This is a genomic window from Cupriavidus nantongensis (assembly GCF_041726985.1).
Taxonomy (GTDB): domain Bacteria; phylum Pseudomonadota; class Gammaproteobacteria; order Burkholderiales; family Burkholderiaceae; genus Cupriavidus; species Cupriavidus nantongensis_A.
The window spans coordinates 1,845,022-1,869,238 of record NZ_CP168303.1; the positions used below are offsets into that span (position 1 = coordinate 1,845,022).

At 68.1% G+C, this 24,217-nt stretch carries 18 protein-coding genes; 10 read left to right on the forward strand and 8 right to left on the reverse strand.

Translation table 11 applies throughout. The features are described from left to right. Window positions 1–38 precede the first annotated feature (38 nt). From pyrH to rpsB, 3 genes are all read right to left on the reverse strand, one after another. A complete protein-coding gene (gene pyrH / locus ACEI37_RS19710) occupies window positions 39–749 on the reverse strand; it encodes a UMP kinase (RefSeq protein WP_012352952.1) in 711 nt (236 codons plus the stop codon). A gap of 300 nt (window positions 750–1,049) precedes the next feature. Then, window positions 1,050–1,928 carry a translation elongation factor Ts gene (tsf, locus tag ACEI37_RS19715; RefSeq protein ID WP_171517172.1) on the reverse strand — a complete coding sequence of 293 codons (879 nt, stop codon included), beginning with the start codon at window positions 1,926–1,928 and terminating at the stop codon, window positions 1,050–1,052. 286 nt (window positions 1,929–2,214) lie between these two features. Continuing rightward, entirely contained in the window at window positions 2,215–2,958 is a 744-nt protein-coding gene (rpsB, locus tag ACEI37_RS19720) for a 30S ribosomal protein S2 (protein ID WP_012352954.1), read from the reverse strand. A 338-nt stretch (window positions 2,959–3,296) separates the two neighbouring features. Between rpsB and map the strand changes: the two genes are divergently transcribed. The 3 genes from map (at window position 3,297) to ACEI37_RS19735 (ending at window position 8,675) form a co-directional block, all read left to right on the forward strand. Then, window positions 3,297–4,115, forward strand: a complete 819-nt coding sequence (gene map / locus ACEI37_RS19725; RefSeq protein WP_111517873.1) for a type I methionyl aminopeptidase — start codon at window positions 3,297–3,299, stop codon at window positions 4,113–4,115. A gap of 77 nt (window positions 4,116–4,192) precedes the next feature. After that, complete coding sequence (locus tag ACEI37_RS19730; RefSeq protein WP_373377825.1) at window positions 4,193–6,775, forward strand: [protein-PII] uridylyltransferase; 2,583 nt, start codon at window positions 4,193–4,195, stop codon at window positions 6,773–6,775. Between the two features lie 22 nt (window positions 6,776–6,797). Continuing rightward, a complete protein-coding gene (locus ACEI37_RS19735; RefSeq protein WP_373377826.1) occupies window positions 6,798–8,675 on the forward strand; it encodes a pseudouridine synthase in 1,878 nt (625 codons plus the stop codon). Window positions 8,676–8,720: 45 nt separating this feature from the next. On the opposite strand, the gene def is transcribed toward ACEI37_RS19735, so the two are convergent. Genes def through smc form a run of 4 tightly spaced genes read right to left on the reverse strand, consistent with a single transcriptional unit; the run spans window position 8,721 to window position 16,265 of the window. After that, window positions 8,721–9,254: a peptide deformylase gene (gene def, locus ACEI37_RS19740; RefSeq protein WP_012352958.1), complete on the reverse strand. Its 534-nt coding sequence runs from the start codon at window positions 9,252–9,254 to the stop codon at window positions 8,721–8,723. 16 nt (window positions 9,255–9,270) lie between these two features. Beyond that, on the reverse strand, window positions 9,271–11,400 hold the full coding sequence (ligA, locus tag ACEI37_RS19745; protein ID WP_373377827.1) for an NAD-dependent DNA ligase LigA: 2,130 nt from the start codon (window positions 11,398–11,400) through the stop codon (window positions 9,271–9,273). A 12-nt stretch (window positions 11,401–11,412) separates the two neighbouring features. Then, window positions 11,413–12,753, reverse strand: a complete 1,341-nt coding sequence (locus tag ACEI37_RS19750) for a cell division protein ZipA C-terminal FtsZ-binding domain-containing protein (protein ID WP_373377828.1) — start codon at window positions 12,751–12,753, stop codon at window positions 11,413–11,415. Then, complete coding sequence (gene smc, locus ACEI37_RS19755) at window positions 12,750–16,265, reverse strand: chromosome segregation protein SMC (RefSeq protein WP_373377829.1); 3,516 nt, start codon at window positions 16,263–16,265, stop codon at window positions 12,750–12,752. Before smc ends, ACEI37_RS19750 begins: the two co-directional genes overlap by 4 nt. 460 nt (window positions 16,266–16,725) lie before the next feature. On the opposite strand from smc, the gene ACEI37_RS19760 reads away from it, so the two are divergent. Next, window positions 16,726–17,553: a ferritin-like domain-containing protein gene (locus ACEI37_RS19760; RefSeq protein WP_373377830.1), complete on the forward strand. Its 828-nt coding sequence runs from the start codon at window positions 16,726–16,728 to the stop codon at window positions 17,551–17,553. Between the two features lie 31 nt (window positions 17,554–17,584). Here the strand turns inward: ACEI37_RS19760 and ACEI37_RS19765 are convergent, their stop codons facing one another. Beyond that, complete coding sequence (locus tag ACEI37_RS19765; protein WP_373377831.1) at window positions 17,585–18,553, reverse strand: DMT family transporter; 969 nt, start codon at window positions 18,551–18,553, stop codon at window positions 17,585–17,587. A gap of 207 nt (window positions 18,554–18,760) precedes the next feature. On the opposite strand from ACEI37_RS19765, the gene dapC reads away from it, so the two are divergent. The 6 genes from dapC to prmB all read left to right on the forward strand — a co-directional run bounded on the left by dapC (window position 18,761) and on the right by prmB (window position 24,002). After that, window positions 18,761–19,960: a succinyldiaminopimelate transaminase gene (dapC, locus tag ACEI37_RS19770; RefSeq protein WP_373377832.1), complete on the forward strand. Its 1,200-nt coding sequence runs from the start codon at window positions 18,761–18,763 to the stop codon at window positions 19,958–19,960. 202 nt (window positions 19,961–20,162) lie between these two features. After that, complete coding sequence (dapD, locus tag ACEI37_RS19775; protein ID WP_012352965.1) at window positions 20,163–20,990, forward strand: 2,3,4,5-tetrahydropyridine-2,6-dicarboxylate N-succinyltransferase; 828 nt, start codon at window positions 20,163–20,165, stop codon at window positions 20,988–20,990. A 91-nt stretch (window positions 20,991–21,081) separates the two neighbouring features. Next, window positions 21,082–21,465, forward strand: a complete 384-nt coding sequence (locus ACEI37_RS19780) for a hypothetical protein (RefSeq protein WP_373377833.1) — start codon at window positions 21,082–21,084, stop codon at window positions 21,463–21,465. Between the two features lie 98 nt (window positions 21,466–21,563). Then, window positions 21,564–21,911 (forward strand): ArsC family reductase, encoded by a 348-nt coding sequence (locus ACEI37_RS19785; RefSeq protein ID WP_373377834.1) that lies wholly within the window; start codon window positions 21,564–21,566, stop codon window positions 21,909–21,911. Between the two features lie 19 nt (window positions 21,912–21,930). After that, complete coding sequence (dapE, locus tag ACEI37_RS19790) at window positions 21,931–23,082, forward strand: succinyl-diaminopimelate desuccinylase (RefSeq protein WP_373377835.1); 1,152 nt, start codon at window positions 21,931–21,933, stop codon at window positions 23,080–23,082. 26 nt (window positions 23,083–23,108) lie between these two features. Further along, window positions 23,109–24,002: a 50S ribosomal protein L3 N(5)-glutamine methyltransferase gene (prmB, locus tag ACEI37_RS19795; protein ID WP_373377836.1), complete on the forward strand. Its 894-nt coding sequence runs from the start codon at window positions 23,109–23,111 to the stop codon at window positions 24,000–24,002. The last annotated feature ends 215 nt before the right edge of the window (window positions 24,003–24,217 follow it).

Genomic DNA, 24,217 nt, shown 5'->3' on the forward strand with positions numbered 1-24,217 from the left:
CGCGATGCGGCATCCGTTACCGGGCTCGCAGACGAGGTTCACACGTGCACCAGCGTACCCTCATCCTCGCCCAGGATGACGCGCTTGAGCGCGCCCGGCTTCACGATCGAGAACACCTTGATCGGCAGCTTCTGGTCGCGGCACAGCGCGAACGCGGTGGCGTCCATCACCTGCAGGTTGCGCGAGATGGCCTCGTCGAAGCTGATGGTGGTGTAGCGCGTGGCGCTCGGATCCTTCTTCGGGTCGGCGGTGTAGACGCCGTCGACCTTGGTCGCCTTCAGCACGATCTCGGCGCCGATCTCGGAGCCGCGCAGCGCGGCCGCGGTGTCGGTGGTGAAGAACGGGTTGCCGGTGCCGGCGGCGAAGATCACCACCTTGCCCTCTTCCAGCTGGCGGATCGCGCGCGGGCGGATATAGGGCTCGACCACCTGGTCCATGCGCAGTGCCGACTGCACGCGGCCTTCGATATTGGCGTGGCGCATCGCGTCCTGCAGCGCCAGCGCGTTCATCATGGTGGCCAGCATGCCCATGTAGTCGGCGGTGGCGCGGTCCATACCGGCAGCGCCGCCGGCGACGCCGCGGAAGATATTGCCGCCGCCGATCACCACCGCCACCTGCACGCCGAGCTTCACGATCTCGGCAATGTCGTTCACCATCGCCTCGATGGTGGAGCGGTTGATGCCGAAGGCATCGTCGCCCATCAGGGCTTCACCGGACAGTTTCAGAAGGACGCGCTTGTAGGCTGGCATGTTCACCCTCGGAAGGAACAGTTCGCTCGGTTGAGACGTCTCGGTCGAGACGACTCGGTTGAGACACACTGGGACGTATGTTTTGGCACCGGCGGCACGGGTCATCGTGCCGCCGGCAGGAGGAAAGCCGGTTTTCGGGGTGCCCCGGCCGGGACCGGACCACCGCGGAAACGGACTGCTGCAGTGCAACGCCGGCCGCGCCGTGCTGCACTACTTATGCAGAGGGGCACCTTGCGGCGCCCCTGCGGCATTATAGGCGCCCGGGCCGGCCACGACGGCCAGTCCCTGGCGCCCCGGACATCAGCCCTTCTGGGCAGCGGCCACCTGGGCGGCCACTTCAGCGGCGAAGTCGTCCTGCTTCTTCTCGATGCCTTCGCCCACGACGTACAGGGTGAAGCCCTTCACGGTCGTGTTGGCGGCCTTCAGCATCTGCTCGACGGTCTGCTTGTCGTTCTTCACGAACGGCTGGTTGAACAGCGAGACTTCCTTCAGGTACTTCTGCACCGAACCCTCGACCATCTTGGCGACGATCTCGGCCGGCTTGCCCGACTCGGCAGCCTTCTGCTCGGCGATGCTGCGCTCCTTGGCGATCAGGTCGGCGGGGACCTGCTCGGCCGACAGCGACACCGGCTTCATCGCGGCCACGTGCATGGCGACGTCCTTGGCGGCGGCTTCGTCGCCGTCGAACTCGACCATCACGCCGATGCGGGTGCCGTGCAGGTACGAGACCAGCTTGCCGCCATTGGCATAGCGCACGAAGCGGCGGATCGTCAGGTTCTCGCCGATCTTGCCGATCAGGGCGGTACGGGTGGCCTCAACGCTGACGCCGTCGATTTCCAGCGCCGACAGCGCGGCCACGTCGGCCGGGTTCTGCTTGGCGATCAGTTCGGCCACCTTGGCCGAGAAGGCCAGGAAGTCGTCGTTCTTGGAGACGAAATCGGTCTCGCAGTTCAGTTCGACCAGCACGCCGGTGGTGCCGTCGATGAACGATGCGACCACGCCTTCGGCGGTCACGCGCGAGGCGGCCTTGCTGGCCTTGTTGCCCAGCTTGACGCGCAGCAGCTCTTCGGCCTTGTTCAGGTCGCCGTCGGCCTCGGTCAGGGCCTTCTTGCATTCCATCATCGGCGCGTCGGTCTTCGCGCGCAGTTCTGCAACCATGCTTGCGGTAATTGCCGCCATTTGTCACTCCTTGAATGGTTCGCGCCGGCTGCCGGCAGTCGCCCGCGGCATCCGGTCGGTGGGTCTTCAGCGCACCCGCGGCAGATCTTGCCTGCGGCGGATGACAACAATTCAAATTCGAAAAAAGGGGGCGCCAGATGTGCCCCCTTTTTTTTGCCCTGCCGCCGAAGTACCCCGGCTTGCGCCCTGCGCGCTGCCCGGCGTGCCGGGCGGCAGGCGATGCCTGCCTTGTCGTGTGTTGACGTGCGCGCTATCGGGTTCCTTTCAGCAGCGGGCCGGGAGGCTATCAGCCTTCCTGCACTTCGACGAATTCGTCGTCGCCGCGGGCGGCTTCAACGACTTCCTGCACGGCATTGGCACGGCCTTCCAGGATGGCGTCGGCCACGCCGCGCACGTACAGGGCCACGGCCTTGCTCGAGTCGTCGTTGCCCGGGATCACGTAATCGATGCCTTCCGGCGAGTGGTTGGTATCGACCACGCCGATCACGGGGATGCCCAGCTTGTTGGCTTCGGTCACGGCGATCTTGTGGTAGCCGACGTCGACCACGAAGATCGCGTCAGGCACGCCGCCCATTTCCTTGATGCCGCCGATCGACTTTTCCAGCTTGATCATCTCGCGCTCGAACATCAGCGCTTCCTTCTTGCTCATGGTTTCCAGCGCGCCGGCTTCCTTGGCGGCTTCCATGTCCTTCAGGCGCTTGATCGAGGTCTTGACCGTCTTGAAGTTGGTCAGCATGCCGCCGAGCCAGCGGGCGTCGACGTAGGGCATGCCGGCACGGCCAGCTTCTTCAGCCAGGATTTCGCGCGACTGGCGCTTGGTGCCCACGAAAAGGATGGTGCCGCGATTGGCCGCCAGTTGACGCACGTACTTCATGGCGTCCTGGAACATCGGCAGCGTCTTTTCGAGGTTGATGATGTGGATCTTGTTGCGATGACCGAAGATGAAGGGGGCCATCTTCGGGTTCCAGAAGCGGGTCTGGTGGCCGAAGTGGCAACCGGCTTCCAGCATTTCGCGCATGGTCACGGACATGTAAATCTCCAAAGGGTTAGGTCTGAAGCCCGCCCCGACATTCCTGAAAAGGAACACCCCGGATAGGCGGGCCAGCGATTTCAAGCGACAGGAAAGGATCCTGCCAAAATAACCGACCTGGCCGGCGCAATTGCTGCGGCGCAACCAGATCAGCCCGCTATTCTAGCAACAAAACTAACGCTCGCTCAAGCCGGCCCGCCCTGTTCCGCCTCTGGCACCCCGCTCCGGGCGGCCCGGAACAGGCTGCGAGCCGGCCCCGATGGTGCGATAATCCCACATTGACCCAACGATTCCGGCGTGGCCAGTGGCCCCGCCATCACTTTTTCTGGCGACGCAGCATGAGCATTTACCTGAACACCGCCGAAGACATCGCCCACATGCGCGTGGCTTGCCGCCTTGCCTCCGAAGTCCTCGACTACATCACGCCCTTCGTGCAGCCCGGCGTCACCACCGGCGAACTGGACCGCCTGTGCCACGCCTACATGCGCGACGTGCAGGGCACCGTGCCGGCGCCGCTGAATTATGCGCCGCCGGGGTATCCGCCCTTCCCCGGCGCGATCTGCACCTCGGTCAACGACGTGATCTGCCACGGCATTCCCGGCGAGCGCGTGCTCAAGAGCGGCGACGCCGTCAACCTCGACATCACTGTCATCACCAAGGACGGTTACTACGGCGACACCAGCCGCATGTTCATCGTCGGCGAGGGCTCGATCCTGGCCAAGCGGCTGGCGCAAGTGACCTACGAGTGCATGTGGAAAGGCATCGCGCAGGTGCGCCATGGCGCGCGCCTGGGCGATATCGGCCACGCCATCCAGGTGCACGCCGAAGCCGCCGGCTACAGCGTGGTGCGCGAGTACTGCGGCCACGGCATCGGCAAGAACTTCCACGAAGACCCGCAGATCCTGCACTACGGCCGCCCTGGCACCGGCGCCGAGATCAAGGCCGGCATGATCTTCACGGTGGAGCCGATGATCAACGCCGGCAAGCGCGATATCCGCACCATGCCCGACCAGTGGACCGTGAAGACCCGCGACCGCAGCCTGTCGGCGCAGTGGGAGCACACGGTGCTGGTTACCGAGACCGGCTACGAGGTGCTGACGGTGTCCGCCGGCACCCCGGCCCCGCCGGCCTTCATCACCGATTCCGTGGCGGCCTGACGCCGCGCAGAAGCCAGGGGCGCCTGACCGGCGCCCTTCTTTTTCCAGCCGTGCCGACGAACCCTTCCGCCCTCTCCATGGACACCACGCCGGAACTGCTGCTGGCCGCGCGCGTGCGCGACCAGCTCAAAGCCGACAAGCAGGCGCTGTTTGCGGACTTCAACGCCAGCGCCAATGCCGGCACGCTGACCACGCGGCTGCGCCGCGCCGTCGATGCCGCGCTGGCAGAGGCCTGGCGCGGGCTGGCAATGCCCGCGGACGCGGCGCTGGTGGCGGTGGGCGGCTACGGCCGCGGCGAACTGTTCCCGTACTCCGACGTCGACGTGCTGCTGTTGCTGCCGGCCGAGCCCGACCGGGATACCGCGGGCAAGCTGGAACGCTTTATCGGCCTGTGCTGGGACCTGGGGCTCGAGATCGGCTCGGCGGTGCGCACGGTCGACGACTGCATCCGTGAATCGCGCCAGGACGTCACCATCCAGACCTCGCTGCTCGAGGCGCGCCTGCTGACCGGCAACCGCAAGCTGTTCGAGGCGCTGCGCAGCCGCTACCAGGCCGACCTGGACCCGGCGGCGTTCTTCCAGGCCAAGCTGCTGGAAATGCGCCAGCGCCACGCCAAGTACCAGGACACGCCCTACGCGCTCGAGCCCAACTGCAAGGAAAGCCCGGGCGGGCTGCGCGACCTGCAGGTGATCCTGTGGATGACCAAGGCCGCGGGCCTGGGCGACAGCTGGAAGGAATTGTTCGAGAAGGGCCTGCTGACGCAGCGCGAAGCACAGGAACTGGCCCGCAACGAGCGCCTGCTGAAGACCATCCGCGCGCGCCTGCACCTGGTCGCCGGGCGCCGCCAGGACGTGCTGGTGTTCGACCTGCAGACCGCGCTGGCCGAGGCCTTCGGCTACCGCCAAAACGCCCACAAGCGCGCCAGCGAGCAGCTGATGCGCCGCTACTACTGGGCCGCCAAGGCGGTGACCCAGCTCAACAGCGTGCTGCTGCTCAATATCGAGGCGATGCTGTTCCCGAGCGAGTCGCAGGTGACGCGCGTGCTCAACGAACGCTTCGTTGAGCGTCAGGGCATGCTCGAAATCACCAGCGACGACGTCTACGAGCGCGACCCGCACGCCATCCTGGAAACCTTCCTGCTGTACGAGCGCACGCCCGGCGTGAAGGGGCTGGCGCCGCGCACGCTGCGCGGCCTGTACAACGCGCGCACGGTGATGGACGCGCGCTGGCGCAACGATCCCGAGAACCGCCGGCTGTTCCTGGCCATCGTGCAGGAACCGCAGGGCATCACCCACGCGCTGCGGCTGATGAACCAGACCAGCGTGCTGGGCCGCTACCTGATCAACTTCCGGCGCATCGTCGGGCAGATGCAGCACGACCTGTTCCACGTCTACACCGTGGACCAGCACATCCTGATGGTGGTGCGCAACATGCGCCGCTTCGCCATCGTCGAGCACACCCACGAGTTTCCGTTCTGCAGCCAGCTGATGGCCAGCTTCGACAAGCCCTGGGTGCTGTGGGTGGCGGCGCTGTTCCACGATATCGCCAAGGGCCGCGGCGGCGACCATTCGCGGCTCGGCACGGTCGATGCGCGCCGCTTCTGCCGGCAGCACGGCATTGCGCGCGAGGACGCCGACCTGATCTGCTGGCTGGTCGAGCACCACCTCACCATGAGCCACGTCGCGCAGAAGCAGGACCTGACCGATCCGGACGTGGTCCACGCCTTCGCCGAAGTGGTCGGCAGCGAGCGCTACCTGACCGCGCTCTACCTGTTGACCGTGGCCGATATCCGCGGCACCAGCCCCAAGGTGTGGAATGCCTGGAAGGGCAAGCTGCTGGAGGACCTCTACAACATCACGCTGCGCGTGCTGGGCGGAGCGCGCGTGGACTCGCATTCGCTGTGGTCGCAGCGCAAGCAAGACACCATCTCGGAACTGCGCCTGAAGGCGTTCGATCCGGCGCTGGGCAAGTCGCTGTGGGCACAGCTGGACGTGGCCTTCTTCCTGCGCCACGATTCGCACGATATCGCCTGGCTGACGCGCCACCTGTACAACAAGGTCGACAGCCCGGTGCCGGTGGTCAAGGCGCGCGTGTCGCCGGCCGGCGAAGGGCTGCAGGTGGCGGTCTACATCAAGGACCAGCCCGACCTGTTCGCGCGCATCTGCGGCTATTTCGAGCGCAAGGCGTTCTCGATCCAGGACGCCAAGATCCACACCACGCGCCACGGCTACGCGCTCGATACCTTCCAGGTCACCGACCCCGGCATGGCCGGCGATGGCGGCAATTACCGCGACATCATCGCGCTGGTCGAGCACGAGCTGTGCGAGCGGCTGCGCCTGCAGGGCGCGCTGCCCGAGCCCACGCAGGGGCGGCTGTCGCGCCAGTCGCGCAGCTTCCCGATCAAGCCGCGCGTCGACCTGCGCCCGGACGAGCGCGGCCAGTATTACCTGCTGTCGCTGTCCGCCAACGACCGCACCGGCCTGCTGTACGCCATCGCCCGCGTACTGGCACGGCATCGCGTGTCCGTGCACACGGCACGCATCAACACCTTGGGCGAACGCGTCGAAGACGTGTTCCTGGTAGACGGCAGCCGCCTGGCCGCCGACAACCGATTGCAGATTCAGCTTGAACAGGACTTGCTCGCCGCTCTCGCCATCTGAGGCGGGCGGGCAGCATCAACATATGACCGACAGCAATTCGCCGAAGCGCAAGACGCTAGGCATCAAGGCCGCCAGCGATACCGGCACGCCCGCGCGCAAGGGCGGCACCCGCCCCGTGCGCGTGTCCGACCTGAACCGCAAGCGCGTGCAGTCCGTTTCCGAGGGCATCAAGCGCGCCCAGCAGCGTGCCGGCGGCAAGACCGGTGCCAGTGGTGGCCAGGGCGAAGCGCCAGCGCAGCCCCGCCAGGCGCGACCGCGCCGTGCGGATGCTGGCGAAGCGCCTCCGCGCCGCTACGGCGACGACGAAACCCGTTCGCGCCGCCATGGCGATGATCGCGGCGAAGCGCGCCCGCGTCGCTTCGAAGGCAGCGAATCGCGTCCGCCGCGACGCTTCGGCGACGATGACAACCGTCCGCGCCGCACTGGCGATGATCGCGGCGAAGCGCGCCCGCGTCGCTTCGAAGGCAGCGAATCGCGTCCGCCGCGACGCTTCGGCGACGATGACAACCGTCCGCGCCGCACTGGCGATGACCGCGGCGAAGCGCGGCCGCGACGCTTCGAAGGCAGCGAGTCGCGTCCGCCGCGACGCTTCGGCGACGATGACAACCGTCCGCGCCGCACTGGCGATGACCGCGGCGAAGCGCGGCCGCGACGCTTCGAAGGCAGCGAATCGCGTCCGCCGCGACGCTTCGGCGACGACGACAACCGTCCGCGCCGCACTGGCGATGACCGCGGCGAAGCGCGGCCGCGACGCTTCGAAGGCAGCGAATCGCGCCCGCCGCGGCGCTTCGGCGACGACGACAACCGTCCGCGCCGCACTGGCGACGATCGCGGTGAAGCGCGACCGCGCCGCTTCGAAGGCGCTGACACCCGCCCGCGCCGCTTTGTCGACGATGACAACCGCCCTCGCCGCTTCGAGAACGCCGACTCCCGTCCGCGCCGCTATGGCGATGACGACAAGCGCCCGCGCCCCGCGCCGTCGGGCGAGCGCCGCCGCGAAGGCACGGCGCCGGCACGCCGCTTCAGCGACGCGGCCGACCGTATCCGCACCGCCGGTCCGGCACGCCAGCACGCGCCGGCCGCGCGCCAGGACAAGCCTGCCCCGGTCCGCGAGGAGTCCACCCACGACGACGGCCTGGTACGACTGTCCAAGCGCATGTCCGAGCTTGGCCTGTGCTCGCGCCGCGAAGCGGACGAATGGATCCCGCGCGGCTGGGTGCTGGTCGACGGCAAGCCCGTGACCGAACTCGGCAGCCGCATCCGACCCGACGCCGAGATCGAGATCCTGCAGGAAGCGCGTTCCGAACAAGGCGAGCGCGTCACGGTGCTGCTGAACAAGCCGGTAGGCTACGTTTCGGGCCAGGCCGAGGACGGCTACGAGCCCGCCGCGGCGCTGTTTGTCCCCGAGAACCAGTGGGAAGGCGACCCCACGCGCAAGCGCTTCGCGCCGTGGCAGCGCAAGAACCTGGCGCCGGCCGGCCGCCTCGATATCGACTCCACCGGCCTGCTGGTGCTGACGCAGGACGGCCGCGTCGCGCGCGCGCTGATCGGCGAGGATTCGACCGTCGAGAAGGAATACCTGGTGCGCGTGGTCTGGCATTCGCCGCACGGGCCGGTCGAGCGCAACATCAGCGCCGAATTCCCGGCCGACGACCTGGAACTGCTGCGCCACGGCCTGTCGCTGGACGGCGTGCCGCTCAGGCCGGCCAAGGTCAGCTGGCAGAATGAAGAGCAGCTGCGCTTCGTGCTGCGCGAGGGCCGCAAGCGCCAGATCCGCCGTATGTGCGAACAGGTGGGGCTGCAGGTGGTGGGCCTCAAGCGCGTGCGCATGGGACGCGTGGTGCTGGGCGACCTGCCGCCGGGCAAGTGGCGCTTCCTGGGGCAGTTCGAGAAGTTCTGATAAAAAAAGCGGCCGTGATGGCCGCTTTTTCTTTGAGGGGTCTGATTAGTCGTCGCTGTTCGCCGGCAAATCCGGAAACAGCACCTCGGTAAACCCGAAGTTCGAAAAATCCTTGATCCGCATCGGATAAAGGATTCCCTGCAGGTGGTCGCACTCATGCTGCACCACGCGCGCATGGAAGCCTTCGGCCACGCGTTCGATGCGGTTGCCCATCAGGTCGTAGCCGCTGTACTTCAGCCGCAGGTGCCGCGGCACCACGCCGCGCAGGCCTGGCACGGACAGGCAGCCTTCCCAGCCGTCCTCCATCTCGTCGGACTGCATTTCCAGCACCGGGTTGATCAGCACCGTCTTGGGCACGGTTGGCGCATCCGGGTAGCGCGGATTGCGGTCGAAGCCGAAGATCACCACCTGCAGGTCCACGCCGATCTGCGGCGCGGCCAGGCCCGCGCCGTTGGCGTGGTCCATGGTGTCGAACATGTCTTCGATCAGCGTGCGCAGCTCCGGCGTGTTGAAGCGCTCCACCGGCCGCGCCACCTGTAGCAGGCGCGGATCGCCCATCTTGAGAATCTCGCGGATCATGGTTCCGTTCCCCCGGTTATTCCTCGGCCGGCGCGGCGCCGGCTTGCGCCAAAAGCGCCAGCATGCCGGCCTCGTCCAGCACCGGCACGCCCAGCGCCTCGGCCTTGTCGAGCTTGCTGCCGGCCTCGGCGCCGGCGACCACGTAGTCGGTCTTCTTCGACACCGACCCGGCCACCTTGGCGCCGGCGGCTTCCAGCAGTTCCTTGGCGTCTTCGCGCGACAGCGTCGGCAGCGTGCCGGTCAGGACAAAGGTCTTGCCCGACAGCGGCGCCGGCGCCTTCGCCATCGGCTCGCTTTCCGGCCAGTGTACGCCCGCGGCGCGCAGTTGCTCGATGACCTCGACGTTGTGCGGCTCGGCGAGGAAGTTGGCGATCGACTGCGCCACCACCGGGCCGACGTCGTTGACCTCGAGCAGCGCGGCCTCGTCGGCCGCCATCAGCGCGTCGAGCTTGCCGAAGTGACGGGCCAGGTCCTTGGCGGTGGCTTCGCCGACGTGGCGGATGCCGAGCGCGAAGATAAAGCGGTTCATGGTGGTCGCGCGCGACTTGTCGATTGCCGTCACCAGGTTGGCGGCCGACTTGTCCGCCATGCGCTCGAGCGCGGCCAGCTTGGCCACGCCGAGCTTGTACAGGTCGGCCGGCGTGCGCACGATGCCCTGGTCGACGAGTTGCTCGACCAGCTTGTCGCCCAGGCCCTCGATATCCATGGCGCGCCGCTGCGCGAAATGCAGCAGCGACTGCTTGCGCTGCGCCGCGCAGATCAGGCCACCGGTGCAGCGGGCAATGGCCTCGTCCTCGAGCTTCTCGATATGCGAGCCGCACACCGGGCAGGCGGTCGGCATCACGAAGGCGCGGGCATCGGCCGGTCGCCGCTCGGTCACCACCGCGACCACTTCCGGGATCACGTCGCCGGCGCGGCGCACGATCACGGTGTCGCCGACATGCACGTCCTTGCGCCGGATCTCGTCCTCGTTGTGCAGCGTGGCATTGGTCACGGTGACGCCGCCGACGAACACCGGCCTGAGCCGCGCCACCGGCGTGATCGCGCCGGTGCGGCCGACCTGCACCTCGATGTCCTCGATGATGGTGGTCATTTCCTGAGCCGGGAACTTGTGCGCCAGCGCAAAGCGCGGCGCGCGCGAGACAAAGCCCAGGCGCTCCTGCTCGGCCAGCGCGTTGACCTTGTAGACCACGCCGTCGATGTCGTAAGGCAGCGCGTCGCGGCGCTTGCCGATATCGCGGTAGAAATCGAGCAGCCCCTGCGCGCCCTTCACCACCGCACGGTCCTTGCACACCGGCAAACCCAGCGCGGCAAAGCCGTCGAGCATGGCGCTGTGGGTCGGCGGCCGCTCCACGCCCTGCAGCTCGCCCAGCCCGTAGGCGAAGAACGACAGCGGACGCCGCGCGGTGATGCGCGGATCGAGCTGGCGCAGGCTGCCGGCGGCGGCATTGCGCGGGTTGACGAAGGTCTTCTCGCCGGCCTCGGCCTGGCGTGCGTTGAGCTGGTCGAAGTCGCGGCGGAACATGAAGACCTCGCCGCGCACCTCCAGCACCGCGGGCGCCTGGCCGCGCAGCTTCAGCGGAATCGCCTTGATGGTGCGCACGTTGACGGTGACGTCCTCGCCGGTCTCGCCATCGCCGCGCGTGGCGGCCTGCACCAGGCGGCCGTCTTCATAGCGCAGCGACATGGCCAGGCCGTCGAACTTCAGCTCGCACGCGTATTCGACCGCGTCGGCGGCGCTGAACAGGTCGGCCTCGCCTGCCGCGGGCGCGCTGCGTCCCAGCCCCTGCGCGCAGCGGCGGTCGAAGTTCAGCACGTCATCGTCGGCGAAGGCGTTGTTGAGCGACAGCATCGGCACGCGGTGCCGCACCGAGTCGAACGCCGCCAGCGGCTCGCCGCCCACGCGCTGCGTGGGCGAGTCCGGCGTCTGCAGCTCGGGATGCTCGAGCTCCAGCGCCATCAGTTCGCTGAACAGCGCGTCGTATTCCGCATCGGGAACGGTGGGCGCGTCCAGCACGTAATACTGGTAGTTGTGGCGGTCCAGCTCTTCGCGCAGCCAGGCCACGCGGCTGGCTGCGGCGTCGGCCGGCAAGGCGCCGGCGGGCGCGGAGGCATCTGCCTGCGCGCCGCGGTGTTTTGCGGTCATGGCAGGCTCCGGCTAGTTGCTGAACAGGCGCAGCGCCACCGGCGAACCGGCCGGCATGCCGCGCGCTTCCAGCTTCTGGTACAGCGCCTCGAGCTGGTTGAAGATGGCGACGAACGAGGCTTCGGTCAGCGGCCGCATATTGTCGTCGACCAGTTGCGCGCCCATGCGCTGCGCCAGCGTATGGCCGTACTCGCACACGGTCTTGAACGGCTTGGCGCCCTGGTCGGCCACCGGCACGTCGAGCAGCAGGGTGATCTGGCGGCCGGCCTTGACGGTGAGGTCGTCGCGCAGGAAGTTGGTGTCGCCGAACTGCAGCGTGAACAGCGGGCGCTGCACGCCCTCGGCATTGGCCTGGTAGCGGATAAAGCGGGTGCCGTCACGCGACAGCACCAGGCCGTCCTGTGTCGCCACGTTCTGCACGTAGGCGGCCGACCACGGCGCGCCGTCGGAGATCACGTTGACGCCCAGCTGCACGTCGCAGGCGGCGGCAAAGGCGTCGAGCTCGCGCGCGTTGGCGACGGTCTCGCCCATGTCCGGCAGGTCGGCCGAGGCGTCGAGCGACTCGGCCAGCGACTCGACCGCGGTGATGAATTCGGAGAACTCCAGCGCGTTGAGCGGGCCGCCGCGGTTGGCCAGCTGCACGCCGACCTGCAGGTCTTCGTACTGATGGCCCGCGGTGACCGGCTCCCATGCGTTGGCTTCGGCACGCAGGCCTTCGATGTGGACCGGCTTGGTGCCGGCGCGGCGCAGCCGGCCAGTCAACGGCAGGATGCGGTCGCCGGAGGCCTTGCGTTCCAGGTGCAGCGGCACGATGCAGTCGATCAGCGGATCGACGACTGCGGGCGCGGGCTGGCCGTCCGGTACCGCAGCGACCGGAGCCGGTGCAGGCGCCGGCGCAGGCGCTGGCGTGGGTGCGGCAGCTGGCACCGGCGCCGGCGCCACCGCGATAGCGGCATCCGCCTCATCCTCCGACGCGCGCGACGCCGCGGCCCCGACCGCGACTTCCTCGGCGACGGCTTCGTCGGCATCGGCGCTGCTCGCTGCCGCGGCCGCGGCCGCAGCGGCGTGGTTGTTGTCGGCCACGGCGGCACCCGCGCTGCCCTGTGCCTGCGACAAGGTGGGCTCGCGCCGCGGCGGCTGCTCGGCGGCGGCTTCGTGCAGGCGCGCGGCGGTTTCCGGCGCGGTGCTCTGGCCGACCACCGGCTCGCGCATCGGCGGCAAGTCGTCTTCGGGCCGCAGCTCGCGCGGGCGGCGCGCCTTGCGGATCTGCCACTGGTTGTAGCCGAACACCAGCACCACGAAAACCAGGCCCGCGACGATCAGCGCGGTCTGCAGGTCCATGTTGAGTTTCATGCTGCCTCCGCCATCGACACCGCAGCATCCATATCCACCGCCACGATCCGGGAAACGCCCTGCTCCTGCATGGTCACGCCAATGAGTTGATGAGCCATTTCCATGGCGATCTTGTTATGTGAGATGAAAACGAATTGGGTCTTGTCCGACATCCGCGCCACCATATTGGCGTAGCGCTCGGTATTGGCGTCGTCCAGCGGCGCATCCACCTCGTCCAGCAGGCAGAACGGCGCCGGGTTCAGCTGGAACATTGCAAACACCAGCGCGATCGCGGTCAGCGCCTTCTCGCCGCCCGACAGCAGGTGGATGGTCGAGTTCTTCTTGCCCGGCGGCTGCGCCATCACCTGCACGCCGGCATCGAGGATTTCCTCGCCGGTCATGATCAGGCGCGCCTGGCCGCCGCCGAACAGCGACGGGAACAGCTCGCCGAAATGGTGGTTGACCTGGTCGAAGGTGCCCTGCAGCAGCGCGCGGGTTTCCTGGTCGATCTTGGCGATCGCGTCCTCGAGCGTGCCGATGGCGTCGTTCAGGTCGGCCGACTGCGCGTCGAGGAAGGTCTTGCGCTCGCGCGCCGCGGCCAGTTCGTCGAGCGCGGCCATGTTGACCGGGCCCAGAGCGTTGATGGCGTTGTTGATGCGCGTGACTTCGCCCTGCAGGTAGGACGGCTTCAGGTCGCCGGTCAGCTTGTCGGCCAGCGCGGCCTCGTCCACCTCGGCGGTGGCCAGCTGCTCGCTGAACTGTTCCTGGTTCAGGCGCGCCGCCTGTTCCTTGAGCTGCAGTTCGGTGATGCGGTCGCGCAGCGGCTGCAGGCTGCGCTCGGCGGCCAGGCGCTGCTCGTCGTGCTGGCGCAGCTGCGCCGACAGCGCATCGAGCTCGGTGCGCGCGATGGTCAGCTTCTCTTCCTTCTCGGCACGGCGCTCGAGCGCTTCCTGCAAGCCGGTGTGCGCGGTCTGCTCGTTGATGGTCTCGAGTTCGGCGCGGGCGTTCTCGAGCGATTCGGCGATGCGCTCGGCCTGGTCCGCCGCCACCTGGATATTGCGGCGCAGCTCGTCGATGCGGCTGGCCAGGTTGCGCTCGGCAAACAATGCTTCCTGCGCGGCGCGCTCGAGGTCGCGCAGCTGGTGGCGCGCGCCGGAGAGCTTGCTGTCCAGCGCCTCGAAGGCCATCTGCTGGTCTTCGTGGGTGGCCTGCATCTCGGCCAGCGCGGCGTCGTGCTGCTCGAAGCTGGCTTCGGATTCGGCGCGGATGGCGCGCTGCTCTTCGATCTGCGCGTGGATTTCTGCCAGTTCCTCGCGGATCTGGCCGCTGCGGGCGGCATAGCGCTCCATCGCCTGCGACAGCTTGAGCACGTCCATCTGCAGCGCATGCACGCGGCGGGTGGCCTGCTCGGCGCGGGCACGGGCGTCGCCCAGCGCCTGGCTGGCCTGGGTGTAGGCCGCTTCGGCGCGCACCGCTTCGGTCTTGGCTTCGTCGGACAGCAGCAATTGCGCGCGCGCCTGCTTCTGCAGGTTCTCGATTTCCTGCTCGCGCGCGAGCATGCCGGCCTGCTCGGAATCGGCGGCGTAGATCTGGATGGCGTTGCGGCCCACCAGGTGGCCTTCGGCGACCACGAACGAGGCGCCGTCGGGCAGCGTGTTGCGCGCGGCCAGCGCCTGCGCCATGTCGGTAGCGACATAGACGTCGGCGAGCCAGTCCTGCATCACCGCGCGGATGCCGGGCTCGGTGATCTGCACCAGCGCCATCAGCGGGCGCAGGCCGGCGGGCGTTTCCAGCGGACGGGCCGCGGCAGGCGGCGAGTAGAACGCCAGCTTGGCCGGCGGCGCGTCGGACAGGAAGGCCTTGACCCAGTCCAGGTTCGACACTTCCAGCGCGGCCAGCTTCTCGCGCAGCACGGATTCGAGCGCGTTTTCCCAGCCCGGCTCGATATGCACCTTCTTCCATAGCCGCGGCAGCTCGGCCAGTTCATGTTTGGCCAGCCAGGGCTGCACCTTGCCGTCGGTCTGCACGTTTTCCTGCAGCTGGCGCAGCGCCGACAGGCGCGCCTCGAGCGTGGCGATGGCGGCGGCTTCGCTGTGCACGCGCGCCTGCGCGGCGCGGCGCGCTTCGTCCAGGCGCGGCACGTTCTCTTCGGCGTCGGCGAGCACCGCCTGGGCTTCCTCGACCAGCGCCTCCTGCTCGGCCAGCTCGGCGCGGGCCTGCTCCAGGCGGGTCTCGTCGGGACGGTCCAGGCCCTTGTCTTCGGCCGACAGCCGTTCGCGCCGCTGCTCCAGCTGCTGCAGCATCTGGTCGGCGCTGCGCTGCTGAGCGGCCTCAAGCTTCAGCGCCTGCTCGGCCTGCATGATGCCGGCGCGCTGCTCGTTGAGCAGTTGCTGGGCGTCGCGCCACTGCGCTTCCAGCGTCGGCAGCTCGTCGTTCTGCTGCGCTACGGCCTCCTGCGCCTCGACCGTGCGGCCTTCGGCAACGGCCAGGTTTTCCTCGGCCTGCGCCAGTTCGTCGGTGGCCTGTTCGGCCTTGGCCTGCCACTGCTCGCGCTGCGCGGTCAGCGCGGCGATCTGGGCCTGCACGCGGTTGCGCGATTCCACCACGTAGCGGATCTCGGCCTCGAGCTTGCTGACCTCGGCATTGGCTTCGTACAGCGCACCCTGGGCCGCGTGCATGCCATCCGATGCGGCATAGTGCGCGGCGCGCATGGTCTCCAGCTCGGCCTCGACATGGCGCAGCTGCGCGGTCTGCGCTTCCAGGTCGATCTGGGCCTGCTCGATCGCACGTTGGTGACGTTCCTGCTCCTGCTGGGCCTCGCGCTTGCGCAGCAGCCACAGCAGGTGCTGCTTCTCTTCGCCGTCTGCCTGCAGCGTCTTGAAGCGCTGCGCCACCTCGGCCTGGCCCTCGAGTTTTTCCAGGTTGCTGCCGAGTTCGCGCAGGATGTCCTCGACCCGGGTCAGGTTTTCGCGGGTGTCGGACAGGCGGTTCTCGGTCTCGCGGCGGCGCTCCTTGTACTTGGATACGCCCGCCGCCTCTTCTAGGAAGATGCGCATGTCATCGGGCTTGGCCTCGATGATGCGCGAGATCATGCCCTGGCCGATGATGGCGTAGGCGCGCGGGCCCAGGCCCGTGCCCAGGAAGATGTCCTGGATGTCGCGCCGGCGCACCGGCTGGTTGTTGATGTAGTAGGACGAGGTGCCGTCGCGGGTCAGCACGCGCTTGACCGCCACTTCGGCGTACTGGCTCCACTGGCCCGCGGCGCGGCCTTCGGCGTTGTCGAACACCAGTTCGACGCTGGCGCGGCCGGCCTGCTTGCGCGCGGTCGAGCCGTTGAAGATGACGTCCTGCATCGACTCGCCACGCAGCTCGGACGCGCGTGATTCACCCAGCACCCAGCGCACCGCATCGATGATGTTGGATTTGCCGCAGCCGTTGGGACCGACGATGCCGACCAGTTGGCCCGGCACCTGGAAATTGGTGGGATCGACGAATGACTTGAAGCCCGCCAGTTTGATCGAGGATAGTCGCACGGTTTCTCGTGTGGTATCGGCCACTCCGGCAGCAAAGCGGGGGCGGCCTGGTATCGGGTATCGGGGCTATTGCACGGTTCGGAAATGCCGGGCTGCGCGGGGACCGGCGCGGCGTGACGCCAGCACCTCAAAACACCCCTCCAGCCCGAGAATTGGGGCTAATCATACCATCGCAGATGCCTTCGCCGGCCCGTTTGGGGTCCTTCCGGGGGCGGCGCCCGGTGGCGGAATTCCTTTGCCTTTCCGACCCTTACAAGAGGTTTCGCAAGCACTTTGGCAAGCCGGGCGCGGGCAGCCAGCCACCCTTGCCGCGTGACGCACCGGAAACTAATCAGGGTAAATGCTAGTCTCTGCTCTGTCGGCGTGATGCCGGATGCGCTCCGGTCCCACGCACCATGAACGCCCCCGCAGCCTTTTCGCAGCCGTTCGCCCGCCTTTGGGCGAGCCAGGAGGACAGAGCATGAGTGAATCGTCAGCGGCCGCCCGGCCGTGGTCTGTCAGCGACATCCGATACGAGGCGATCGACGTCGCGCGCGTGCGCGGCGACCGCGACCTGTTCTACCTGCTGGTGTCGGCCTCGTTCATCGAGAGCGGCTCCGACACCTATGCCGGCAACCTGGCCACCTATTACGCCCGCGTGCCCGAAGCCGCCGGCTGGCTGTCCGAGCACTGGGAGGCCGAGGAGCTGCAGCATGGCCTGGCGCTGCGGCGCTATGTCGAGCATGTCTGGCCGGAATTCGACTGGGAGCGCGGCTATGCGCGCTTCTTCGACGAGTACAGCCAGACCTGCTCGATCGACCAGTTCGAGCCCACCGAGGCGCTCGAGATGGCGGCCCGCTGCGTGGTCGAAACCGGCACGGCGGCCTACTACCGGGCGCTCGAGCAGGCCAGCGACGAACCGGTGCTGCGCGACCTGACGCGGCGCATCTCCAATGACGAGGTGCGGCACTACAAGCACTTTTTCCACTTCTTCAACCGCTTCGCCGAGGCCGAGCGCCTGGGCCGGCTGCGCGTGCTGGGCGCGCTGGCGCGCCGGCTGCTGGAGATCAAGAACGAGGACGCGGCGATCGCGCTGCGCAACGTGCTGCGCATGGAACGCGGCGTCGAGTCGGTGCCCGAGGCGGAGGTGCGCGCGCTCAATACGCGGGTGTCAGGCGTGATCCGCCGCAACATCCCGATCGAGATGACGGTCAAGATGCTGCTACGGCCGCTGCACCTGCACCGCGGCGTGGAACGCGCGGTGCGCGCCCCGCTGGTGGCGATGGTGTCGCGGGTGATCCTGCACTGAGCCGCGCCGGTGCCAAGGCCAGGCCCGAGGGCTACTGGCAGGCCACCGCCTCGGCGCCCGTGGCCGGCGCGGGCGCGGCGCGGCTGCGGTGCACCAGCCCGGACAAGGCGCCGGCGGCGATGATGCACAGCCCGCCCGCGGCTTCCTTCCAGCTCAGCACCTCGGTCGCCAGCCACCACGACGACACCGCGGCGATCACGATCTCGAACAGCATCAGCAGCGACACGCGGTTGGCCGGCAGCCGCTGCAGCCCGTACTGCACCACCGAGTTGCTGACCACCAGTACCGCCGCCAGCCCCAGTACCAGCATCGCCGCGCTGACCTGCGCGCCCGGCACGACCGCCACCGCGGGGCCGTCGAGCAGCAGCGCGGCCGGCACGCCGACCATGGTGCAGCCCAGGTAGACCACCACCGTGCGTACGCGTGCGTCGGTGTCCGGAAAGCGCTGCCCGGCGCGGCGCGACAGCACGTTGTTGACGGCAAAGCCCATGCCGCCGATCAGCCCGGACCATTCCGCGGCGGAGCCCGGCAGCGGCACCCCGACCGCGGGCGTCCACAGCATCAGTCCAGCGCCGAACAGCGCCAGCCCCACCAGCGCCAGCCCGGCCGCCGACAGCCGCTCGCCCAGGAACAGCCGCGCGAACAGCGCGGTCCAGACCGGCGTCAGGTAGAACAGCAGCAGAACGCGCATCACGTGCCCGTTGACGCTGCCCCAGACGAAGCCTGCGTTGGTCACGCCCGCCGCCAGGCCGATCGCCAGGAACAGCCAGTGTGGCCGGAGCCCGCCCAGGTGGCGACGGAACGCCAGCAGCGACAGCACCGCCGCGACCGCGCTGACCAGCGCCGCGGCATGCATGCCGCCCAGGCCCCAGCCGGCCAGCACCCGGTACGGGAACCACGCGATGCCCCACACCGAGGCGCCGATCAGGATGGAAAGCGATGCCTTGACCGCATGGCGGTCGGCCGGCGCCAGCGGCGCCGCAACTGAATTTGTGCTCATAAAGGGAATCGGTGCGAGGCGAGCCGGAGCGCCCGCCATGCGCGGCGGGCAGCGTCCGGACGGCGCCGGCGGCATCACCGTGGCGTGATGCCCGCCATCCGTGGCGGCCCAGCCCTCGCCAAAGACTGCCTGGCGGGCCGGGCCGGCGCACGGAAACCCGCGCCGTTCCTCTATAATGCGTCGTTTTAACCGGCCCCGACTGACACTGTGAATCCGCGCCTCGACCTGCTCCAGCCCTACCCGTTCGAGAAACTGCGGGTGCTCTTTGCGCAAGTAAAGGCTGCCGACAAGCCGGCCATCAGCTTCGGCATCGGTGAACCCAAGCATCCGACGCCTGCGTTCATCAAGCAAGCGCTGGCAGAGTCGCTTGCGGGGCTGGCGAATTATCCCACAACGGCCGGTTCCGATGCACTACGGCAGTGCATCGCGGGCTGGCTGGAGCGCCGCTACGGCCTGCCCAAGGTCAATGCCGCCACCGAGGTGCTGCCGGTAACCGGCTCGCGCGAGGCGCTGTTCGCCTTTGCCCAGACCGTGGTCGACGGCACCCGCCCGGGCGCGCTGGTGCTGTGCCCCAACCCGTTCTACCAGATCTACGAAGGCGCGGCGCTGCTGGCCGGCGCCACCCCGGTGTTCGCCAACAGCGACCCGGCGCGCAATTTCGCCCCGGCCTTCGACCGCATTGCCGACGAGGTCTGGCAGAAGGTGCAGCTGCTCTTTGTCTGCACCCCCGGCAACCCGACCGGTGCGGTGCTGTCGCTGGAAGACTGGCGGCAGCTGTTCGCGCTGTCCGACCGCTACGGCTTCGTGATCGCCTCCGACGAGTGCTATTCCGAGATCTATTTCGACGAGGGCCGCGCGCCGCTGGGCGCGCTTGAAGCGGCGCACAAACTGGGCCGTGGCTTCGAGCGCCTGGTAGTGTTCTCGAGCCTGTCCAAGCGCTCCAACGTGCCGGGCCTGCGCTCCGGCTTCGTCGCCGGCGACGCCGCGCTGCTGAAGCAGTTCCTGCTGTACCGCACCTACCACGGCGGCGCCATGAACCCGGCGGTGCAGAGCGCCAGCATCGCCGCGTGGAACGATGAGTCGCATGTGCGCGAGAACCGCGCCGCCTACGTGCGCAAGTTCAGCGAAGTCACGCCGATGCTGGCGGAAGTCGTCGACGTGGCGCTGCCCGATGCCGGCTTCTACCTGTGGGCCGACGTCTCGCGCACCGGACTCTCCGATACCGAATTCGCCGCGCGGCTGCTGGCCGAGCAGAACGTGACCGTGCTGCCCGGCAGCTACCTGGCGCGCGAGGCCGACGGCATCAACCCCGGGGCGAACCGCGTGCGCATGGCGCTGGTGGCAACGCCGGAAGAATGCCTGGAGGGGGCGCGGCGGATCGTGGAATTCTGCAAATCGCTGGGCTGAGGCCTGATTGTCCCTTTGTGTTCTCCCTCTCCCCTCAAGGGGAGAGGGTCGGGGTGAGGGGTGGTTTAGCAAGGCAACACGCCAGTAGAACCGCCCACCCTCACCCCCTGCCCCTCTCCCGCAAGCGGGAGAGGGGAGCAAACAAGAGGTCGAGGCTGAGACTCGACGACCGAACATCAACATCAACCCTGAGAATCCAACCATGACGCAAGCTCTGCAAGCCCTGATCGACCAGGCCTGGGAAGATCGCACCAGCCTGTCGCCGAAGTCCGCCCCCAACGACATCCGCGAGGCCGTCGCCAACGTCATCGGCCAGCTCGATGCCGGCACGCTGCGCGTGGCCGAGAAGCAAGGCAAGGACTGGATCGTCAACCAGTGGGTCAAGAAGGCCGTGCTGCTGTCGTTCCGCCTGGAAGACAACGCGCCGATGAGCGCCGGCGGCTTTGCCCAGTTCTACGACAAGGTGCCGACCAAGTTCGCCAACTGGAGCGGCGACGACTTCGCCAAGGCGGGCTTCCGCGTGGTGCCGCCCGCCGTGGCGCGCCGCGGTTCGTTCATTGCGAAGAATGCGGTGCTGATGCCGTCGTACGTCAACATCGGCGCCTATGTCGATGAAGGCACCATGGTCGACACCTGGGCCACGGTCGGTTCGTGCGCGCAGATCGGCAAGAACGTGCACCTGTCGGGCGGCGTGGGCATCGGCGGCGTGCTGGAGCCGCTGCAGGCCAACCCGGTGATCATCGAAGACAACTGCTTTATCGGCGCGCGTTCGGAAGTGGTCGAAGGCGTGATCGTCGAGGAGAACTCGGTGATCTCGATGGGCGTGTACCTGGGCCAGTCGACCAAGATCTACGACCGCGAAACCGGCGAGATCCACTATGGCCGCGTGCCGGCCGGCTCGGTGGTGGTGGCGGGCAACCTGCCGTCCAAGGACGGCAAGTACAGCCTGTACTGCGCCGTGATCGTGAAGAAGGTCGACGCGCAGACCCGCGCCAAGACCAGCCTGAACGACCTGCTGCGCGGCGACTGATCGCGCGCGTCGCGGCCCCCATGGGCCGCGCAGCCCCGGGGCCGGGCTCCGGGGCAGCTTTACCGTCGTCACCCGCCTGGCCTGGCTGAACATGCCCTCCCTCCGCAAGCGACTCATGGCCCTGGATCCCACCACCGTCAGCACCGTGCTTTCCCTGCTGCCCACCATTCTCGAGCAGGCCAACAAGACCCTCGAGAAACTGAAGAAGAACAAGCGCAAGGACGGCTCGCCCGAAGGCGCGGTGGCCGACGCGCGCGATCCCGCGGCGCGCATCGCCGAGCTGGAAGCCGTGGTGGTGCAGCAGGCCGAGGCGGTCAAGCTGCTGGCCGAGCAGCATGCCATCACCATCGACGCGCTGCGCAAGGAAGCCGCCCGGCTGGACCGGCGCCTGCGCCTGATGACAGCGGTGGCGATGGGCGGCGTGGCGCTGGGCCTGGGCGGCCTGGTGATCGCGCTGAACCTGCTGTTCCGCTGACCAGTTCGTCGTTCCCGCGCAGGCGGGAACCCAGTGGCTTCAAAAGACGCTGGATTCCCGCCTGCGCGGGAATGACAGTGAAAGTAACGAGAACTACCATGACCGTCCTGCTCTACGGCATTCCCAACTGCGATACCGTCAAGAAGGCCCGCACCTGGCTGGATGCCAACGGCGTGGCCTACACCTTCCACGACTTCAAGAAGCAGGGCGTGGATGAAGCCATGCTGCGCGGCTGGCTGCGGCACGTGCCGCTGGCCACGCTGCTCAACCGCAAGGGCACTACCTGGCGCGCGCTGTCCGATGCCGACAAGGCCCGCGCCGACGAAGAAGCCGGCGCGATCGCGCTGATGCAGCAAAGCCCGTCGCTGATCAAGCGCCCGGTGCTGGCCCACGATGGCAAGGTGACGGTCGGCTTCTCCGCCGACCAGTACGCCAGCCAGTTCTGATTTCCGATTCCGCTGTCCGATGAACCCCACCCTCGCCCTTACCGAAGACCTGATCCGCCGCCGCTCCGTCACGCCCGCCGACGAAGGCTGCCAGGCCATCCTGGAAACCCGCCTCAAGGCAATCGGCTTCGACTGCGAAGCGCTGGTCAGCGGACCCGACGATTTCCGCGTGACCAACCTGTGGGCGGTCAGGCGCGGCACGCAGGGCAAGGACGGCAAGCTGCTGGTGTTCGCCGGCCATACCGACGTGGTGCCGACCGGCCCGCTGGAGCAGTGGCACTCGGACCCGTTCGCGCCGACCCACCGCGACGGCAAGCTGTACGGCCGCGGCGCCGCCGACATGAAGACCTCGATCGCCGGCTTCGTGGTGGCGGTGGAAGAGTTCGTCAAGGCGCATCCCGCGCATGCCGGCTCGATCGGCTTCCTGATCACCAGCGACGAGGAAGGCCCGGCGCACGACGGCACCGTCAAGGTGGTCGAGGCGCTGTCCGCGCGCGGCGAGCGCCTGGACTACTGCGTGATCGGCGAGCCGACCTCGGTCAACGCGCTCGGCGACATGGTCAAGAACGGCCGCCGCGGCTCGCTCTCGGGCAAGCTCACGGTGAAGGGCATCCAGTGCCATATCGCCTACCCGCACCTGGGCCGCAACCCGATCCATGACGCCGCGCCGGCGCTGGCCGAACTGGCCACCGAAGTCTGGGACCAGGGCAACGAGTACTTCCCGCCCACCAGCTGGCAGATGTCGAACATCCACGGCGGCACCGGCGCTACCAACGTGATCCCGGGCCACGTCACCATCGATTTCAACTTCCGCTTCTCGACGGCGAGCACGCCCGAGGGACTGAAGGCGCGCGTGCATGCCATCCTGGACCGCCACAGCCTCGACTACACGCTCGACTGGACCCTGGGCGGCGAGCCTTTCCTGACGCCGCGCGGCGAGCTGTCCGAGGCGCTGTCGTCGGCGATCAAGGCCGAGACCGGCTTCGACACCGAGCTGTCGACCACCGGCGGCACCTCCGACGGCCGCTTCATCGCGAAGATCTGCCCGCAGGTGATCGAGTTCGGCCCGCCCAACGCCAGCATCCACAAGATCGACGAGCACGTCGAAGTGCGCTTCATCGAGCCGCTGAAGAACGTGTACCGCGGCGTGCTGGAACGCCTGATCGCCTGATTTTTTTTCGCAAAGACAACCAATCCATGGCAACGCCCTCTCCCCTGCGCACCGTGCGCGACCTGCTGCGCCTGGCCGTGTCGCGCTTTACCGCCGCGCGCCTGTCCTTCGGCCACGGCAGCGCCAACGCCTATGACGAGGCGGCCTACCTGGTGCTGCATACGCTCAACCTGCCGCTCGATACGCTCGACCCCTTCCTCGATGCGCGGCTGCTGCCCGAGGAGGTCGAGGCCGTGCTGAAAGTGATCGACCGCCGCGTCAACGAGCGCGTGCCGGCCGCCTACATCACGCACGAGGCCTATATGCACGGGCTGCGCTTCTACGTCGATTCGCGCGTGATCGTGCCGCGCAGCTTTATCGGCGAACTGCTGCAGGAAGGGCTGGAGCCCTGGGTCGGCGAGAGCGACAGCATCGGCCCGGTGCTGGAGCTGTGCACCGGCTCCGGCTGCCTGCCGATCGTGGCTGCCCATGTGTGGCCGAATGCGAAGATCGACGCGGTCGACATCTCGCCCGACGCGCTCGCCGTGGCGCACCGCAATGTGGCCGACTACAAGATGGAAGACCGCATCCGGCTGTACCAGGGCGACCTGTACGCGCCGCTGCCGCACGGCGCCACCTACGACGTGATCCTGACCAACCCGCCCTACGTCAACGAAAGCTCGATGCAGGCGCTGCCGCCCGAATACCTGGCCGAGCCGCGCATCGCGCTGGCCGGCGGCGAGGACGGCATGGACGTGGTGCGGCGGATCATCGCCGGAGCCAAGGCGCGGCTGAACCCGGGCGGCGTGCTGGTGGTGGAGATCGGCAACGAGCATGCCAATGTGGAGGCGGCCTTCCCGGAACTGGAGATCGTGTGGCTGCCGGTCAACGCCGGGGATGAGCAGGTGTTCCTGCTGACGTACGACGCGCTGCCGGGCTGAACGGATCAGCGAACCGCTTGTTTGCTCCCCTCGCGCGCTTGCGGGAGAGGGGCCGGGGGATAGGGCCGGCGCTTGCGCATAGCGATGGCCTTCACTCCGTGAAAGCTCCCGCCCTCTCCCGCAAGCGGGAGAGGGAGTACCCAATCGCAATCTGGGCGAACACCGGCCAACCGTGGATCCGGCAACGCGCGCAGGCCCTACACTCGCTGCAGAGA

What these genes read in the sequence shown, in the direction of transcription:
- rpsB (WP_012352954.1), bottom strand. Translation starts at nt 2,958, where the DNA reads ATGTCCGTGACCATGCGCGAAATGCTGGAAGCCGGTTGCCACTTCGGC.
- ACEI37_RS19730 (WP_373377825.1), top strand. Translation starts at nt 4,193, where the DNA reads ATGGACACCACGCCGGAACTGCTGCTGGCCGCGCGCGTGCGCGACCAG.
- ACEI37_RS19765 (WP_373377831.1), bottom strand. Translation starts at nt 18,553, where the DNA reads ATGAGCACAAATTCAGTTGCGGCGCCGCTGGCGCCGGCCGACCGCCAT.
- ligA (WP_373377827.1), bottom strand. Translation starts at nt 11,400, where the DNA reads ATGACCGCAAAACACCGCGGCGCGCAGGCAGATGCCTCCGCGCCCGCC.
- pyrH (WP_012352952.1), bottom strand. Translation starts at nt 749, where the DNA reads ATGCCAGCCTACAAGCGCGTCCTTCTGAAACTGTCCGGTGAAGCCCTG.
- ACEI37_RS19780 (WP_373377833.1), top strand. Translation starts at nt 21,082, where the DNA reads ATGCCCTCCCTCCGCAAGCGACTCATGGCCCTGGATCCCACCACCGTC.
- ACEI37_RS19785 (WP_373377834.1), top strand. Translation starts at nt 21,564, where the DNA reads ATGACCGTCCTGCTCTACGGCATTCCCAACTGCGATACCGTCAAGAAG.
- prmB (WP_373377836.1), top strand. Translation starts at nt 23,109, where the DNA reads ATGGCAACGCCCTCTCCCCTGCGCACCGTGCGCGACCTGCTGCGCCTG.
- ACEI37_RS19760 (WP_373377830.1), top strand. Translation starts at nt 16,726, where the DNA reads ATGAGTGAATCGTCAGCGGCCGCCCGGCCGTGGTCTGTCAGCGACATC.
- map (WP_111517873.1), top strand. Translation starts at nt 3,297, where the DNA reads ATGAGCATTTACCTGAACACCGCCGAAGACATCGCCCACATGCGCGTG.
- ACEI37_RS19750 (WP_373377828.1), bottom strand. Translation starts at nt 12,753, where the DNA reads ATGAAACTCAACATGGACCTGCAGACCGCGCTGATCGTCGCGGGCCTG.
- dapD (WP_012352965.1), top strand. Translation starts at nt 20,163, where the DNA reads ATGACGCAAGCTCTGCAAGCCCTGATCGACCAGGCCTGGGAAGATCGC.
- dapE (WP_373377835.1), top strand. Translation starts at nt 21,931, where the DNA reads ATGAACCCCACCCTCGCCCTTACCGAAGACCTGATCCGCCGCCGCTCC.
- def (WP_012352958.1), bottom strand. Translation starts at nt 9,254, where the DNA reads ATGATCCGCGAGATTCTCAAGATGGGCGATCCGCGCCTGCTACAGGTG.
- ACEI37_RS19735 (WP_373377826.1), top strand. Translation starts at nt 6,798, where the DNA reads ATGACCGACAGCAATTCGCCGAAGCGCAAGACGCTAGGCATCAAGGCC.
- tsf (WP_171517172.1), bottom strand. Translation starts at nt 1,928, where the DNA reads ATGGCGGCAATTACCGCAAGCATGGTTGCAGAACTGCGCGCGAAGACC.